The organism is Bradyrhizobium sp. CCBAU 51753, from assembly GCF_015291565.1.
GTDB classification, from domain to species: Bacteria; Pseudomonadota; Alphaproteobacteria; order Rhizobiales; family Xanthobacteraceae; genus Bradyrhizobium; species Bradyrhizobium ivorense.
Map to the genome: position 1 here is coordinate 7,994,662 of NZ_CP030037.1, position 14,238 is coordinate 8,008,899.

General features: G+C 58.5%; 12 protein-coding genes and 2 pseudogenes. 2 read left to right on the forward strand and 12 right to left on the reverse strand.

From position 1 onward, the window contains the following. Nucleotides 1–517: 517 nt before the first annotated feature. Together XH93_RS41965 and XH93_RS36605 are read right to left on the reverse strand one after the other, a co-directional pair. The gene (locus XH93_RS41965; protein ID WP_210340427.1) at nucleotides 518–1,129 is read right to left on the reverse strand and encodes a MarC family protein; all 612 of its coding nucleotides are present in this window, start codon (nucleotides 1,127–1,129) and stop codon (nucleotides 518–520) included. A 199-nt stretch (nucleotides 1,130–1,328) separates the two neighbouring features. After that, nucleotides 1,329–1,814: an enoyl-CoA hydratase/isomerase family protein gene (locus XH93_RS36605; protein WP_371814851.1), complete on the reverse strand. Its 486-nt coding sequence runs from the start codon at nucleotides 1,812–1,814 to the stop codon at nucleotides 1,329–1,331. 403 nt (nucleotides 1,815–2,217) lie between these two features. Between XH93_RS36605 and XH93_RS36610 the strand changes: the two genes are divergently transcribed. Next, entirely contained in the window at nucleotides 2,218–2,904 is a 687-nt protein-coding gene (locus tag XH93_RS36610) for a phasin family protein (RefSeq protein WP_246799398.1), read from the forward strand. A gap of 1,001 nt (nucleotides 2,905–3,905) precedes the next feature. On the opposite strand, the gene XH93_RS36615 is transcribed toward XH93_RS36610, so the two are convergent. The 3 genes from XH93_RS36615 to XH93_RS36625 all read right to left on the reverse strand — a co-directional run bounded on the left by XH93_RS36615 (nucleotide 3,906) and on the right by XH93_RS36625 (nucleotide 7,320). Then, on the reverse strand, nucleotides 3,906–4,979 hold the full coding sequence (locus XH93_RS36615; protein WP_246799399.1) for a PAS domain S-box protein: 1,074 nt from the start codon (nucleotides 4,977–4,979) through the stop codon (nucleotides 3,906–3,908). An 806-nt stretch (nucleotides 4,980–5,785) separates the two neighbouring features. Further along, nucleotides 5,786–6,316: a hypothetical protein gene (locus tag XH93_RS36620; protein ID WP_194471205.1), complete on the reverse strand. Its 531-nt coding sequence runs from the start codon at nucleotides 6,314–6,316 to the stop codon at nucleotides 5,786–5,788. Continuing rightward, nucleotides 6,313–7,320 carry a winged helix-turn-helix domain-containing protein gene (locus tag XH93_RS36625; RefSeq protein WP_194471206.1) on the reverse strand — a complete coding sequence of 336 codons (1,008 nt, stop codon included), beginning with the start codon at nucleotides 7,318–7,320 and terminating at the stop codon, nucleotides 6,313–6,315. Before XH93_RS36625 ends, XH93_RS36620 begins: the two co-directional genes overlap by 4 nt. A gap of 315 nt (nucleotides 7,321–7,635) precedes the next feature. Here XH93_RS36625 and XH93_RS42580 point away from each other — a divergent pair, with 315 nt between their 5' ends. Beyond that, nucleotides 7,636–7,860, forward strand: coding sequence for a cupin domain-containing protein (locus XH93_RS42580; RefSeq protein ID WP_246799400.1), 225 nt, complete (start codon nucleotides 7,636–7,638; stop codon nucleotides 7,858–7,860). Nucleotides 7,861–8,115: 255 nt separating this feature from the next. On the opposite strand, the gene XH93_RS36635 is transcribed toward XH93_RS42580, so the two are convergent. The 7 genes and pseudogenes from XH93_RS36635 to XH93_RS42590 form a co-directional block, all read right to left on the reverse strand. Then, on the reverse strand, nucleotides 8,116–8,577 hold the full coding sequence (locus XH93_RS36635; protein WP_194471207.1) for a hypothetical protein: 462 nt from the start codon (nucleotides 8,575–8,577) through the stop codon (nucleotides 8,116–8,118). Nucleotides 8,578–8,625: 48 nt separating this feature from the next. Continuing rightward, on the reverse strand, nucleotides 8,626–8,895 hold the full coding sequence (locus tag XH93_RS42585; protein ID WP_246799401.1) for a hypothetical protein: 270 nt from the start codon (nucleotides 8,893–8,895) through the stop codon (nucleotides 8,626–8,628). A gap of 693 nt (nucleotides 8,896–9,588) precedes the next feature. Beyond that, nucleotides 9,589–11,026: pseudogene (locus XH93_RS36640) on the reverse strand (IS1182 family transposase). A 234-nt stretch (nucleotides 11,027–11,260) separates the two neighbouring features. Continuing rightward, on the reverse strand, nucleotides 11,261–11,707 hold the full coding sequence (locus tag XH93_RS36645) for a DUF4440 domain-containing protein (RefSeq protein WP_194471208.1): 447 nt from the start codon (nucleotides 11,705–11,707) through the stop codon (nucleotides 11,261–11,263). A gap of 124 nt (nucleotides 11,708–11,831) precedes the next feature. Continuing rightward, a complete protein-coding gene (locus XH93_RS36650) occupies nucleotides 11,832–12,524 on the reverse strand; it encodes a winged helix-turn-helix transcriptional regulator (RefSeq protein ID WP_194471209.1) in 693 nt (230 codons plus the stop codon). A 391-nt stretch (nucleotides 12,525–12,915) separates the two neighbouring features. Then, nucleotides 12,916–13,551 (reverse strand): annotated as a pseudogene (locus XH93_RS36655) (DUF1214 domain-containing protein); the annotation flags it as partial. A 378-nt stretch (nucleotides 13,552–13,929) separates the two neighbouring features. Beyond that, nucleotides 13,930–14,205: a hypothetical protein gene (locus XH93_RS42590; RefSeq protein ID WP_246799402.1), complete on the reverse strand. Its 276-nt coding sequence runs from the start codon at nucleotides 14,203–14,205 to the stop codon at nucleotides 13,930–13,932. Nucleotides 14,206–14,238: the final 33 nt, after the last annotated feature.

Below are 14,238 nucleotides of genomic sequence, written 5' to 3' on the forward strand. Positions count from 1 at the left end.
AGCCAGGAGGATTTCTCGTTAAAGTGCAAGTTGTGCCAGCGCCCGTGAGCGATATTCCCCTTAACTGGAATAGCCCTCGCGCTTCCGTGAACGACCATTCCGGTCCAAGCAGGGCGGCCAGTTTGGCCCTTAAGGATGGCACCAGCTGCTCAAATTCGCCTTATGGCTGCACCGACACCGTTTACAGGCCAACCTTGGGTGAAACGACGCAATCGATCGAAGCGAGTCTACACGGAGATGGGCGGTAGCCGACCGCGCGACCTCCACCACCCCGGTGATCATGATCTGAACTCCAATACACAATAGCAGAAAAGCCGAAAGCTTCGTGACCACGCTCGTTCCCTCCTCCCGAAGAGCCGAGCCATCGCGCTCGACCTTCGATAGGCATGATAAATCGTTGCGGTCACACATGCCGTGACGAACAGGAGCACGACGGAGGAATAAAAGAGGCCGTCGAGATCGTCAGGGCGATTGGTGCCGATTGCTATCGCAGTGGCGATCGTTCCCGGCCCCGTCGTCAGGGGATCGTCATCGGGAAAAATGCCATTCGACGGATCGCCGAATAGCCCGCGGTCGGCGTCTGATGCATGTCGTGCGCGACCGGCGGCGCGTGCAGCATCGACCAGCCACTCGCTGCCACAACAAGGCCGCCTCCGATCCCTAGCGCCGGCATGGTGATGCCAAAGAAACGAAGAACATGACCTCCCACAAAGAGAGACATGAGAATGACCGCGAACGCATACAACGCAATGCGAACAGCGATTCGGGCGCGCTCGCGATCAGTCAGCCCGATCGTTCTATCGTGGAAGATGAAGGCCAGGCCGTAAGGATTGATGATGGCAAACAAGGCAGCGAAGCCGAACAGGAAATCCCCAGCCAGCGGGATGTGAGAAACTCTGTCATAGGCAACTTTGCGTTTGTCAGCCGGACGGTGACCAAGAGCGGCACGAACGGCTTCACCAGAGTTGCTCTTGTGAAGGCAGGCCAACGATCGCCGGCTCTCGGCGATACCCGCAGCATATTCGGCTTTGAACGGTTGATCTAAATCAAGACGCAAGAGCTCATAACTGCGAAAAGCTTGGTATTCCCGCGTTGGGACGGCAAGGCCTGATCCCCAATGACTGCGCATTGGCCATAGTTTTCCTTCCGTTGCCCTCCCCTCACCGGGACCAAGTAAATGTTGATCTCCTGGCATGGATCGGCCGGTGAGCCAGTGTCAGAAATTCCACTTAGATCGCAATTGCGCTCTTTAGGCTGGTGAGCCAGGTTAAGTGATTGATCTAGGTCGATGTGTTCGTTCTGCCGGGCCCACCATGAAGATCAATATCTTACTGGGTCTTCGTTGCCCGTAGCGGGCCGAGCGCACCAGAAATCGCACCAGACACGTGCTCTTTTCGTTCGTACGAAAGTTCGTGAAGACGTCGGGCAAGCTCGCGTGCTGCGCCATCTCGTTCGTCGCGGTCGCGGCCTGCAGATGGTCGCCGATCGTTGCCGGGCGTGAACACGCCGGACTGCCCGGTCAGGATCAGGCATCTGATCGCCGGGTTGCGCTGCGCGGACTCGATCGCACCGCTCATCGCCAGATACATGTCCTGGGTCAGCGTGTTCTTCTTCTCCGGGCGCCGCATCGTGATGATGCGCACCATCTCCTCGCACTGACGATGACATGCTCGCTTTGCACAAGCCGCTCCACCGAAGGCACCTAAAAGGCCGCCCGTCCAGGTCAGGCCGCAAGCGCCAATGGGTTGCAAACTGGTCGGCACGGTCAGAGGCACCAAGATCTGGGCGGGCGACTGCATTGCTGCGGCACCCACCGCGGAAACTCCACCACCGCCAACATCCCCGCCTGCACCGCCTAGCGGCCTCAGCGCCCCTGCAGAGAAGCAGTGATTAGGGCGACGTTCCGGCCCGGTTGAGAATCGGTTGAGGCAAAGAAACGACAGTCGTCGGCCTGGAGAAGCTAGCAGACATGGCGGTGCAGCTAGAATCCACCGCGCGCAAGCTTGCTCCGAGCCCGGAGCGCGATGAACTACTTCGAGACGTCGCCCGATTTCGCGCGCAGTTAGCCACGAGACTGTCGGAGTTGAAGGCGAAGAAAAAATGAACGATCTCGACTGCCTTGGAGCGCGTCAGGTCCGCCCGCATTCCATTCAGAGTTCCGTTCACCACACCAACGCCGCGTAACGAACAAGGCAGAACCGCGATTTCATCGCAAACATGGCGGAGTATCTTGGCGTCTGGTTTGATTCAGAACAGCGGAGTTCAGCAATGGCGACGACTCACAAGGATAAGCCGCGCGGTAAGCCACGCCAGCGCAGCCGGAAGGCGGACCAGCGAAACCAGAAACCTGATGATCAACAGCAGAGCCCGAAGCTCGCCCAGCGGGATGAGGATCGAATCGGCGCAATGGTCGCGTCAATTGACACCGTCACGAACGGCGCAACTGCGCCGGCGGAGCCTCCCTCAAGCGGAGCACCCGCCCCGGCCGATGCGCCCTTGATCGGCGAAGTCGCACCGACCGATGCTCCCCCAATCGGCGCAGTCACACCGGCGGACAACTGGCCAGTCAGTATTCGAACTATCGCAAATGCCTACAGAGACTATACCCAGAGGTCGCTCGAGGAGACCGGGTCCTTCGTCGAGAAGCTCATGGCTGCGCGGTCGTTTGATAAGGCGATCGAGGTTCAGACCGAATTCGCGAGGCAGGCTTATGCAAACTTTGTCGCTGAGTCGCAGAAAATTTGTGAACTCTACAGCGAACTTGCCAAGCAGTTCATCTTCAGGCCTTGGGAAGGCTTCGCGGCGAAGGCAACCCAAACCGGCGCTAGGATTTCGCAGTGGCAGTATGAAAAGCGAACCGGCTGCAAAAAGAAAACCCCGATCGAGCCTCAGCGTTTAGCTTAGGATCCGCCATCAGCAATTATCGACACCAGTTTGCCGACGATCGTTCCGCTACAAGTGAATTGCCGAACAGCCACAGGCGCCCGTTGCAGAGATTACGCCCGACCCCGCGCCAGCAACTCTTAAAGCAGGTAACGACGTTTTACAAAAACAGAGCCCCGCAAACGTGAACCATTGAAGAAAGTCGCTATATCCATCGGGCGGCACCGAAGGTGAATATCGACTCCACAAGGACGAACAACAACGAGGGGCCGACTTCAGCTCCAGTTACCAGAATGTCTCTGCCGGAAATTCTGAAGGAGAGGTTCCTCAGTGGTTGGGTCGAGGCCTGATTTGGTCGCTGCGGTGAGGGTGCAAAGGTGAAGCGTAAGTTGCCTGGACGGCGGTGCGCGTGCGCGACTTAACGCGTGGCGGCTATAAGGAACAGGTTCGTGGTTACGTGCGCCCGCAAGTGGGAAGAACGCAAGGTGATGCCAAATCCAATCGACTGACAACCCTCGCTAAGTCCGTCGAAAATGACCCAACTCCGACTTTAGCCGCGCACCGCGACAACTCTTCTATTCCGGTTCCAGCCCCCTAACAAAACCGCTACCAATGCTTTCTCCTCAGCTCTGGGGCGGGCATGAAGCGACGAGAGTTCATCACCGTTATGGGCGGTGCGGCGGCAACGGCTTGGCCGCTCGCCACAAGTGCGCAGCCGGCGGTACCAGTGATCGGGTGCCACCACTCTGCTGATGACAGGGTCCGCTTCCCTAACACATTTCACGTATGCTCGTCAGCGAGGTCAATGTCCGCTTGGGGTCAAACTCGGAAGTCGGACCGCGCAGTCGTGAGGTCCGCTCCACCCCGACGCCGGAACTTTCGGTTGCAAGCACGGCACATCCGAAAAGGGCCACGAGCCGACATTCAGCCCCGCCCGGCGCGAGCCGCGTGGAGGAACAGGTCCATCGGGCCATGAGCAGAAATGCCACGGCGGAAGAGCAGCGAAGAAGGTCGATTGGATTTCATGTCGGAACGGCGATTTCGCAATCAAGCCCTTCCGCGCGCCAGTCAAAGAGCACTTTGCCGCCAAGTGGGCTGATCGTGCCTTCGATGAGGCGACTACCGAAGCCTTTGCGTTTGGGCATATTGACCCTCGGGCCGCCAAACTCGGTCCAGCGGATCGCAAGGTGTTTCTGCTCGCTGCGCGACCACGCCAATCTGATCTGGCCTTTCGCGCTAGATAGCGCTCCATATTTGGAAGCATTGGTCGCTAACTCATGCAAGACCACCGCCACCGCCTGCGCGGCCGTGGGCTCCAGGACGGTCGGCAGGCCCTCCATCCGAACCCGCGTGTCGTCCTCACTGAGATAGGGGGCAAGCTCCTGCCTGGCGATGGCCGAGAGTTCTGCCCCTATCCACCGCGTTTCAACAAACAACGAGTGAACATTTGACATCGCCTGGATGCGCCCGCTGATCACTTCCTTGAGGCCCTCGGAAGAGTCAGACTGAGAAAGATTTACGATGGCCTGTACGTTCGCGAGGATGTTCTTGCTTCGGTGCTCTGCCTCGCGAGCCAGAACGTTAATCCGCTCCTGATTTCGTTTCTGCTCGGTAATATCTCTCGCGATCTTTGATGCCCCAATGATGTTGCCGAAGCCATCTTTGACAGGGGAAATGGTGAGCGAGACGATAATTGGGCTACCATCCCTACGCTGCCGAACAGTCTCAAAATGGTCGATGCGCTCGCCGCGTCGAATGCGGGTTAAAATCTCACGTTCTTCGCTTTGCCGGTCCTCAGGGATCACAAGCGTAATGGGCTGTCCGACCGCCTCGAGCGCCGAGTAGCCGAAAATGCGCTCAGCGCCCTTGTTCCAGCTCGTAATAACACCCTCTAGAGACTTGCTGACGATGGCGTCGTCGCTGGACTCAACTATGGAGGCGAGCAGACTGGCCAAGCGCTCGGCACGAGCCGGAGGTTGCAGGCCAGGCAATTTCAGCCATTCGCTAATATGCGAGCCGGTTCGCACTGGCGGGCCTTCCGCAGACCGGTCCTCCCGCATGGCGCCATCCGGAACACGTTTGGCCTCTTCACGCATGGGTATTTCTTCCTTGCCTATCCGTTCTTTCAACGTTCGGTTTGCTTGAAACGACGCCGACGCTGGGTCATGGCGTTGCTCGCCTGCGGGAGCTGCTGTGCGTTCTCATCACCGACAAAAGCCGCGGGGCCCGGTCGGTGGTGAATTCAGGGTGCAGTCTGAACGCCGATCACGCCAGTGATATATTTTCGTTCCCCGCGCGGAACTATACAGGAAATACTCCAGTTCAGTAAATCATGTCATTTGCGCCAAAAACGAATTAGGACTGTCAGCACATCAACTTAGGACCTAGACAGTACCGCCGTTGGCTGCTGTCCTTGTTAGGCAGTCCGACCATCGTACTAGGACATTCCAGCAATTCGATTCACTTTTGCTATAGCCGGAACAACCGAGCTGATTGAAGATGCGGTTACTGGGCAGGCGTTTTTCATTAAGGACAATTTACTGATGGCCCAGAGAGACGCCTAATTATTGCATCGGCGGATCGGGAAGGCTGGAATGAGGAACGGCCTCAGCATCACCCTCCAAGGATGCTGGGGCCGTTTCTTTTGGATCAGCCGAAGGCGATGATGTCCTCTCTGAGCGTACCCCATAGAGGACTGAGGGCGACAGCAACATATTCGGCCGGGACCCGCCGTTGAATGGAAATAAACGGCGATCCCTGAACGGACTGACAAGGGTCAAAACTCAACCACGACGCCCCCACTCGACCTTGGTCGGCTCCCTCCCGACTGCGGACATCGCGGCAACCTGAGCAAGCGTCGGCTAAGGGCCAAAACGCGACGTCAGCGATGCACGTCGGCGTACTAAGCCTGCGCCCTACGAAGGCTGCGGGCCATCTGCTCTGTCCATGCCGGGTTGTGGGCCTTAAGCGGTGCCAGTACGTAGTCCGAAGGGCTTGTGAAGCCACCTATCTGTTGCGCCCAGCGGCGTGCTTCGTCCCATTTTTCAAGCGCGCCATAGCAACAGACGAGAACTTCCAGACTTGTCGGCCAGTTCGGTCGTACCTGCAGCGCACGTGCTGCAGCCTCACGAGCCGCTTCAGGGCGTCCGGAGAAGAGTCGTGCCAGCGCGAGCATGTTGAACCAGGCGAAGCCTTGTGGGTCGTGGCGGCTTAGCCGCAGGCCATATTCAAGCGGCGAAATTGCTTCAGGTGCACTTCCGCTAAACAACAGCGCCATTCCCAGGACCAGGTGGCCCAATGCAAAGCTAGGGCTGATTTCAATCGCTTTTCTGGCGGCGCTGATCGACTGCTCGAGCTGGTCCGCATACGCGCTGATGATCGCGAGCGAATAGTGTGCGTAAGGATTTCGTTCGTCCAGTTGAACCGCCTTCAAGGCCGCTTCCGTGCCCTCCCGCAGGTCGGCAACACGATTGTCCGACCAGCCATAAGCGACCAGGCTGCGTTGACCCGGCCGAGCCACAGATGCCCCTCCGGAAGCTCGCGATCGAGCTTGGCGGCTTGTCGAAACAGTTCCCGAGCCTTGTGATGGTTCTCACGGGTGACTTGATGAAAATGCCATGTTCCCCGCCGCACGATGTCCCAGGCTGTCATATTGCCGGTGTGCCGTGCCGCTGCCTGTGCGCCTTCCGTCTTGAGTAGCTCCGGTTCGATCGCGCCTGCGACACGCTCTGCAATTTCATCCTGAACAGCGAACACGTCGGTCAATTCGAGGTCATAGCGTTCGGCCCAGATGTGCTTTCGCGATGTGGCCTCGACGAGCTGTGCAGAAATCCGCATCCTCTGGCCGGACTTGCGCACGCTTCCTTCGATCAAATACTCTACGCCAAGCTCTTGCGCGATCTGCTTCGCATCAAGCGATCTGTCCTTGTAGGCAAAGCTTGAATTTCGGGCGATGACGAACAGCCAACGAAACCGCGTCAGGGCGGTGATGATATCTTCGGTAATACCGTCGGCGAGATACTCCTGTTCCCTTTCGCCACTCAAATTGACGAACGGCAGAACCGCGATCCATGGCCGATGCTCAGCCGACAACGCCTTCGGCTCAGCGGTGCTTTCCATCGGCTCTCTTGCCGGAAGTCCGACGAAACGATAACCGACCCGCGGAACTGTGGTGATCCAATCTCCACCTTCCGAGATGGGCCCCAGCTGCTTTCTCAGCGCGGCGATCTGAACCGAAAGATTGCTTTCCTCGATCGCGGTGTCGCCCCAGGCCGCCTGCATCAATTCGGTCTTCGTCAGCGTCTGGCCGGGTGAGCCAACCAGCGCCTCGAGCAACCGAAGACCCTTGCTGCTGACGGCTACCGGCCGGCCCCCGCGAAGAAGCCTTCCGCGCTGCCCATCAAGCACAAACGGGCCAAAGGTGAAGTTCGTGGACATGCTCCGAGACTAGCGGATTTTATAAACTTTCGGAATATTTCGGCCCAGCGTTTAAGACTTTTCGGCAGCTAATGGTCGAATTTGCGCGCCTCGGTCCGTCCACCAACAGGAGGGTTCAATGACGATCGTTGAAGCTAGAGCAATGACAATGCGATTGCTGCACCGTATAAAGGCTCGGTTGTCCAGAGCGGCGCGGGCTACCGCGCAGAACAGGGTAGCGATTACGAGCCCGGCGTAAGCGCAGAAACCGTCGGTTCAAAATCGATCTGGCTCGGGAGGATCACGCTGCCGGCTGGGAAGCGAACCCGAGCACACGTGCATGAGCATCACGAAACTGCGCTCTACATGCTCAGCGGCGACGAAATGGAATTGTGGACCGGCGATCAACTTCAGTATCGCGACATCGTGCGGCCGGGGGACTATATCTTCATTCCTGCAAACATGTTGCACGTTGCGGTGAATCCAGGTGCACAACCCGCCGTAGTCATCGGCGCGCGCAGCGAGGCCACGGCTCAGGAAAGTGTGGTCCCTGCGACCTGAGATGGATTGCAAGGTCCCGTAAGGATCTCCGGACATAGCCACCGCCGGATCAGACCCGGCGGGGCGTGGCGCAAGAGCGAATGTCGGTTCAGGGTCAAACGGCGAAAAGCTCGAGGCGAGCAAATCTAGTCTGCTTAGCCCCGGATAGCTGACGTTTGCGCAGACTAGTGGTCAGGTCGCCTTTGGGCCAAAAGGCGACGACCATAAATCCGCTATGCGTGAGATGGGGACGTTGCACGTTCTTTCATGATGGCTTCACCTGTTGCCTGCGATGGTTGCAATCAGTTGCATGACATCATCGACACTCTCTTGCACGCCCTGAAGTTTCCCGCTCGCAAAACCGAGTTCGGCGTTTGCGCCGGGAATTTGAGTATCAAACCTGACGGAGGTTACTTGTGTTACGTTGACGTGGATCGGCTTACCGTTGGTTTCAGTCAATTTGATCCAAGCCATTTCGCCACGGTGTGACGCCATAACCAACCGCATGATCTCGTCGACACTCTCCTGGACCCCTTGGGCCTTCCCGCTCGTCAAACCGAGTTCGGCGTTAGCACCTGTATTTTGTGTGTCAGGTCTGACGAAGGTCACTAGTGCAATGTTGATATGAACCGACTTCCCATTAGGTTCGGTCAATTTGAGAGAACCCAGCCGAACGGCGTTCGGCTGCTGCGCGCGGGCCGGGCACAACGACGCTGCCACCGCCACGCCGCCGATCAACCCGAGAAAATCCCGTCGCCGCATCCCACGCCCCGGCACATCGGGTCTTTACCGCCGCACTCCAACGCGATTGACGCCCCCGTTCCAATTGCCTGGGCCCGCCGTAGCCCCTCGGACCGCGGCACGCGCCACCGGACGAGGCCTAAGCACGACACCGGCCCTTGCGACGCAACCGACCGGATAGCCGACATACGTGCAATATATAACCGCCTCGGCGGGTGCCGGAGCGAGGGTAGCCCCTGCGAGCCCCATCAGGATGCTGGCTGCAATCCCCGTAACTGTCACTGATTTGGTCGAGAGATCCTTTCGCTGATGCATGGTAATCCTCCTCATACACGACTGAAGCCGCCTCGCGGTGTGGCTGAAGCCAACCTGAATGCCAGCAGTTGTTTGACGTTGACATAGATCAACGGTGGCACGTGGAGCGTTCTCATGGCGTGACTTCAGCCACGCGCCTATGTCCGGACGCAAGCGACTGCACGCGCTGCACCGAGACGATGAGCGGAGATGATGACCTATCGACCACTACGCTCTGGCCAAGCTACTTAGCTGTCCCTGTCGTAACTCCTGGCGCCGACGTAACGCCGCGCCGCACTTGGCGCGCTTCACGGCGACCCTCACGGCGCACTTGGCGCGCGTCACGGCGATCCTCGCGGCGCCCCTCACGTCGATCTTGACGCCTTTCCATGCCAGCGGTCTGCGCCTCGGCATCAGGGACCATCAGCACAGTCGGGAACGCTGCTATTGCGGTAGCCAAGCCCAAAGAAGAAAGAAGCTTCCGTCGAGAGATCATGACTTCCTCCTTTACTGGATCGCCCCAAGATCAAAGGTTATTCGCTTTATACGTCCACGGCTTGATCTATGTCATCGACGGTTTGCACTCACATTGTTCAACGGTGCTGATCTTCCCGAACGCGCGCGTTGTTTGGCCGCTGATGTCCGCCTTGGGTCTTGGCCGTGTAAAAACGGCCCTTAGGGATGTCCGGCCTGGCAGCCAGAGCCTGGCGAATCTCAGGCCACGATCGCGACGATAAGCGGCTTGACCCCGACGATGTTCATGACCCGTGTCAGATTATAGGCCAGAACCGAGAGAGCCATCCCGGTAGCTACTTTTGGAAGCGTTTTGGTCAGGAAGTGCGTCGCTCCCATGCGGGCCTTCATCGTGCCGAACGGATGCTCGACTGTCTCGCGACGCTGGCGCATCGCTTCTGGGTTTGCATCAAGGCGCTGCTGCACGGCCTCGAGCAGATGCTCATGCTCCCACCGCGCAATTCGCCGCTCCGGCCCGGTTGTGCATTGCGATTTGAGCGCACAATTTTGACAGGCTGTGGTCCAGTAGCGCCGCAGCATCTTGCCGTCTTCTTCACTCGTATAGCGATACGGCAATCGCTCCCCAGCCGGGCATCGATAGGCGTCCTCCTCTGGCAAATAGGCAAAGTCCTGCTTACCGAAGCGCCCATCTGCCTTGGCACCCGATGTCAGCGGTTTGGGCAGGGTTACCGTGATGTCTGCTTCGTGACACGCGAGGATTTCTGGGCTGTTGAAGTAGCCACGGTCGGCCCACAGCTTCCAGCGTCTCGGTCTTTAGAACAGCCTTCGCCTGCTTGGCCATATTGGCCAGTTGTGCCCGATTTGAGCCGCTGTTCGTTACCTCGTGCGTCACAATCAGATGATGCTTGGTGTCGACCGCGACCTGCACATTGTAGCCGACGACGCCGGACCCGCGCCCGCTGGTTGCCATCGAACGGCTGTCGGGATCGGTCAGGGAGATTTGCTGATCGGGTGACGCAAGCATCTGCTTCTCGTAGACAGCAAGCTTGCCCATTTCCTCCCTCAGCTTTGTCAGCTTCTCGGTGAGCCTCGTGACCTTCGCAGCCAGCGCCTCCGTCGGCTCCTGCCGGTCGGCGGTGTCGAGTTGGCTCAGATAGCGCGCGACGCTCTCCTCGAGCCGAGCACGCCGCCGCTCCACCGCCCGGGTGAAGTTCCTGTCCCGGTTGTTCACCGCTTTGAACTTGCTGCCGTCGATGGCGACGCTCGACGTCGCGAGAAGCCCCATCTCTCGGCAGAGCTCGATGAAGCGCGCACAGACCTTGCGCAGCGCCAGGCCGTTGTCCTTGCGGAAATCCGCGATCGTCTTGTGATCCGGAGCGAGCCGACCCAGCAGCCACATCACCTCGACATTGCGGCCGGACTCTCGTTCGAGCCGTCGGCTCGACTGCACCCGGTTCAGATAGCCATAGATGTAAAGCTTTAAGAGAACCGAGGGGTGGTACGACGGTCGACCCGTTGCCGCCGGCTCCACCCCCTCAAAGCCCATCTCAGCCAAATCGAGCGCATCGACAAACGCGTCGATCACGCGAACGGGGTTGCTCTCGTCAATGAAATCATCGAGGCATTCGGGCAATAGCGTCCATTGCCCGCGATCCGCCTCTTCAACGAAGCGACCCATCAATTTCTCCCTAGAATCACGGGAGAATCATAACCGCGGCACCGCGTTTTCACACAGCCAGGGTCAAAAGCGTTGGTTTAGCGCTCAGCAGTAAACTTCCGCTCGGCGCCCATTAACCGAAATGTAGCTGCACCGCGTCAACTGAAGCGAAGGGCCAATAGGGTGCATGACCATCTATCGCTTGCGACCCGTGTCAGGTCTGTGGGTGCCTGATCGTATGGCTGTAGCACCCATTTATTCTCTAACGAAGATATGAGACTTTATCTTCCACTGTCCGTCGGGTTGACGTTCAAGGAGCCTCACGGTGCTGCCAGAAATTGGCGCCGCCTTCTCATTCACCACTAACGTGGCCGTGAAATGGGAGGTGGTATAGGCGTAGTTGCCGATGGGCAACACATCGACCAGCTCAACCTTGTGATCTCTGACGCTTCTTCCCCGCCCAGCAAAGAAGCTACGGATTGCCAAAGGGCCGGTGACGGGCTGAGCGCCAGGGGGCATCAATCTGCCGTCGGCGGTATACAATGGAAGTAGAGCATCGAAGTCTGCGTTGTTGATAGCGGCATCCCACTTGGCAGCCACCGAGGAAATTTCGTCCGCAAGTGGGTCTGCTCCTGCAGGACCAACGCAAGCACACGTCAAGATCAACAGCACGGCATATGAAAGAAAAGAAGGTCGGCTCATCTTTGCCTCCTTGAGCTGAGATGCTTGGCTTAGCCAAGGTGCTTAGCGCATGAGCGCATTCGCAAATGCTACCGCTGAGGGAAGCTGGGCCACTAGTCCAAAAAGTGGACTGGAGAGGACGTCGTCAGCTGGCTGAGACTTGATCTGCGACCGCAGGCGCCTCATTGGCATATTTGCTGCGTGGGAACCAAGTGGGCAAACTGTTCACGAGATGCTTAGGACCGTCGATCTGGATCTTGCCGAGCTCACACGCCCGTAGCGGCGGCAGCTCGCCTATGAAGATCTGCACAAGCGTCAGCAGGCTCGCGTAGAGGTTGATATCGACCTCGAAGCCGGGATCATCCCAGCAGAGATCGGCTTCCTCCTTCTTCACAACAAACCACCAGCACTTCGGCCGAGCGTCCGCAATCTCGATGTACAGCACGAAGTCGCATGGAATGTGCTCTAGATCGAACGAACGGCGCATATTCCACATGAGCCGGCCCGCGTGGAGTTCGTTGGGCGTGAGCTGACTGCGCGCCCACCTGTGACCCCAATAGCCCAGTGCGTCGATAATTGGCTGGGCTTCTCTGGCCGCCTGGGTTGGATGGTACTCCCAATGCCCATTATCGCCGGATTGGCGTGAGATTAGCCCTGCCTCTTCTAGCGTTTGCAGGCGCTTGGAAAGGAGGGTCGGCGACATCTGTGGGATGCCGCGGCGAAGCTGGTTGAAATGGTGGGAACCTAGCAACAGCTCGCGGAGCACGAGCGGAGTCCACCGCTCCGTGAGAATTTCCGCAGCTTTGGCTACGGGGCAAAATGATCCATAGCCTTTCATGGCGAGAACTTTAGCATCACGAGCGCAAGCAAGGTAGTCCAGTTTCTGGACTATGTCGCAGACGCGTACCCACCCACAGCGCTGATCGCGTCTAGTGTGGTTCCGCGGCATCTGACCGCTCCTGCTGTTGGTCAGTAGGGTCACGAACGGCGGTCACCGTAACCATCGTCCAACGTCCGGTCTCCCGCAGATAGCCGACATGGCGGCGGCTTTAGCCTTTTTTCGGCTCAGGGCCAAAAGCCGAATTCGGCAGCCCGCCGGACCTTGGTCGGCTTCATTCCCGGCGGCGGACGTTGCAACGTTCCGAGCAAAGGTCGGCTAAGGGCCAATACGCGACATAGTCGCGAACACGGCGGGACAGCAGGCTTCTCCTACCTGCCGTCCCGGCATGTTACTTGACCTGTTCGACTTCGCTCAACCGCCAGGATTTCGTGAAGAACGGCTCAAGCGGGCTGTAGAGGCGCAGGATCACGAACCAGCCCTTCTTCGGATCGGTTTGTATCCAGTTGCCGCGTTTCACTCCTGCGGGCTGTGTCGGGCCGAAGTAGATGGTCGTGGAGCCGTCGGCATCCGCCTCTGCCGCCGGCGACGGGTAGCTCTGGCTACCGGCGCGCGGATAGCGCTGCGGTGTGTCGAGCATCGAGCGCGTCATGTTGTCGTAAACCGTGAACGACCAGAAGTTTTCTTCCGGGATGCCCTCGGGCAGCGTCACTTTGTAGGTCTTGGCGCCGTCGAAATAATTCCTTTCCGCGTCGGTCATCGCCAGCAGATATTGCGAGCCGATGCCGGGCAGGCGCATCGCCATTGCTGCCGTGATGCCCGTGACCCCGTAGAAGAAGTTGGTGCGCGCATCCATGGTGCGATAGCCGGTGGCCGGGAAGGGTTTGACTCCCTCGCGCGTGATCTCCGGGATCGGCGTCTCGAACTCGTAACCGCTCATGAACAGGAAGTTGAACCACGACGAGTTCGGGTAATAGAACCAACTCGGATCGCGCGGGACCATGAACAGGGCGCGCGAGGTCGCGTTGGGGGCCGAGCGTTTCTCTGGCTTGGGCTGATTCATGCATGGAGATTTGACCCGAACGGCTGACGGCCATTGACTTGGATCAACGGCCGCTCACTGGTCTCCGGCAGCGGCCAGGTCCGTAATGGGTCAAACTCGGAAGTCGGAACGCGCACCCGTAACGTCCGCTTCACTTCCCGACACCGGACTTTCGATAGCCAGCGCGGCACTTCCGAAAAGGGCCAAGAGGCGACACTCAATCCACCTTTCCAGCCCCCCTGCGGAGCAGGTCAAATGAAACCGGGCTCAAACAAGGTAGTCTGCAAACAAAAAAGTCGCGCCGACAGAATGGGCGCGACCTTTCTCGGCATCGCAGAATTCGAACAGGAACGAGGCCGTCGATTACTTCTCTTTGATAACGGTCGTGCTGCTAGTGCCACTAGTGCTACCAACAGTGCCTTCGTCGCAGACTTTGGTCTGTTTGATGCGGTCTTCAGCTTCCACGCGGCTCTTGAAGGCCATTGGACCGATCTGCGTCACGACTTCCTTGTCCGCCGGGCGCGTGGTGGTAATCGTGCAGCTACGGCTGGGTCCTTGTACGACGTAGTACTCATCAGCCAGTGCTGGGGCGGCGCATCCAATGATTAGTGCGCCAGCAAGAAGTAGGGGTGCTTTCATTGTCGCCTCTCTATTCAAGTACTGCCGAATAGA

What these genes read in the sequence shown, in the direction of transcription:
- XH93_RS36625 (WP_194471206.1), bottom strand. Translation starts at nt 7,320, where the DNA reads ATGTCCACGAACTTCACCTTTGGCCCGTTTGTGCTTGATGGGCAGCGC.
- XH93_RS36650 (WP_194471209.1), bottom strand. Translation starts at nt 12,524, where the DNA reads ATGAAAGGCTATGGATCATTTTGCCCCGTAGCCAAAGCTGCGGAAATT.
- XH93_RS42590 (WP_246799402.1), bottom strand. Translation starts at nt 14,205, where the DNA reads ATGAAAGCACCCCTACTTCTTGCTGGCGCACTAATCATTGGATGCGCC.
- XH93_RS36615 (WP_246799399.1), bottom strand. Translation starts at nt 4,979, where the DNA reads ATGCGTGAAGAGGCCAAACGTGTTCCGGATGGCGCCATGCGGGAGGAC.
- XH93_RS42585 (WP_246799401.1), bottom strand. Translation starts at nt 8,895, where the DNA reads ATGCATCAGCGAAAGGATCTCTCGACCAAATCAGTGACAGTTACGGGG.
- XH93_RS41965 (WP_210340427.1), bottom strand. Translation starts at nt 1,129, where the DNA reads ATGCGCAGTCATTGGGGATCAGGCCTTGCCGTCCCAACGCGGGAATAC.
- XH93_RS36645 (WP_194471208.1), bottom strand. Translation starts at nt 11,707, where the DNA reads ATGAGCCGACCTTCTTTTCTTTCATATGCCGTGCTGTTGATCTTGACG.
- XH93_RS36610 (WP_246799398.1), top strand. Translation starts at nt 2,218, where the DNA reads ATGGCGGAGTATCTTGGCGTCTGGTTTGATTCAGAACAGCGGAGTTCA.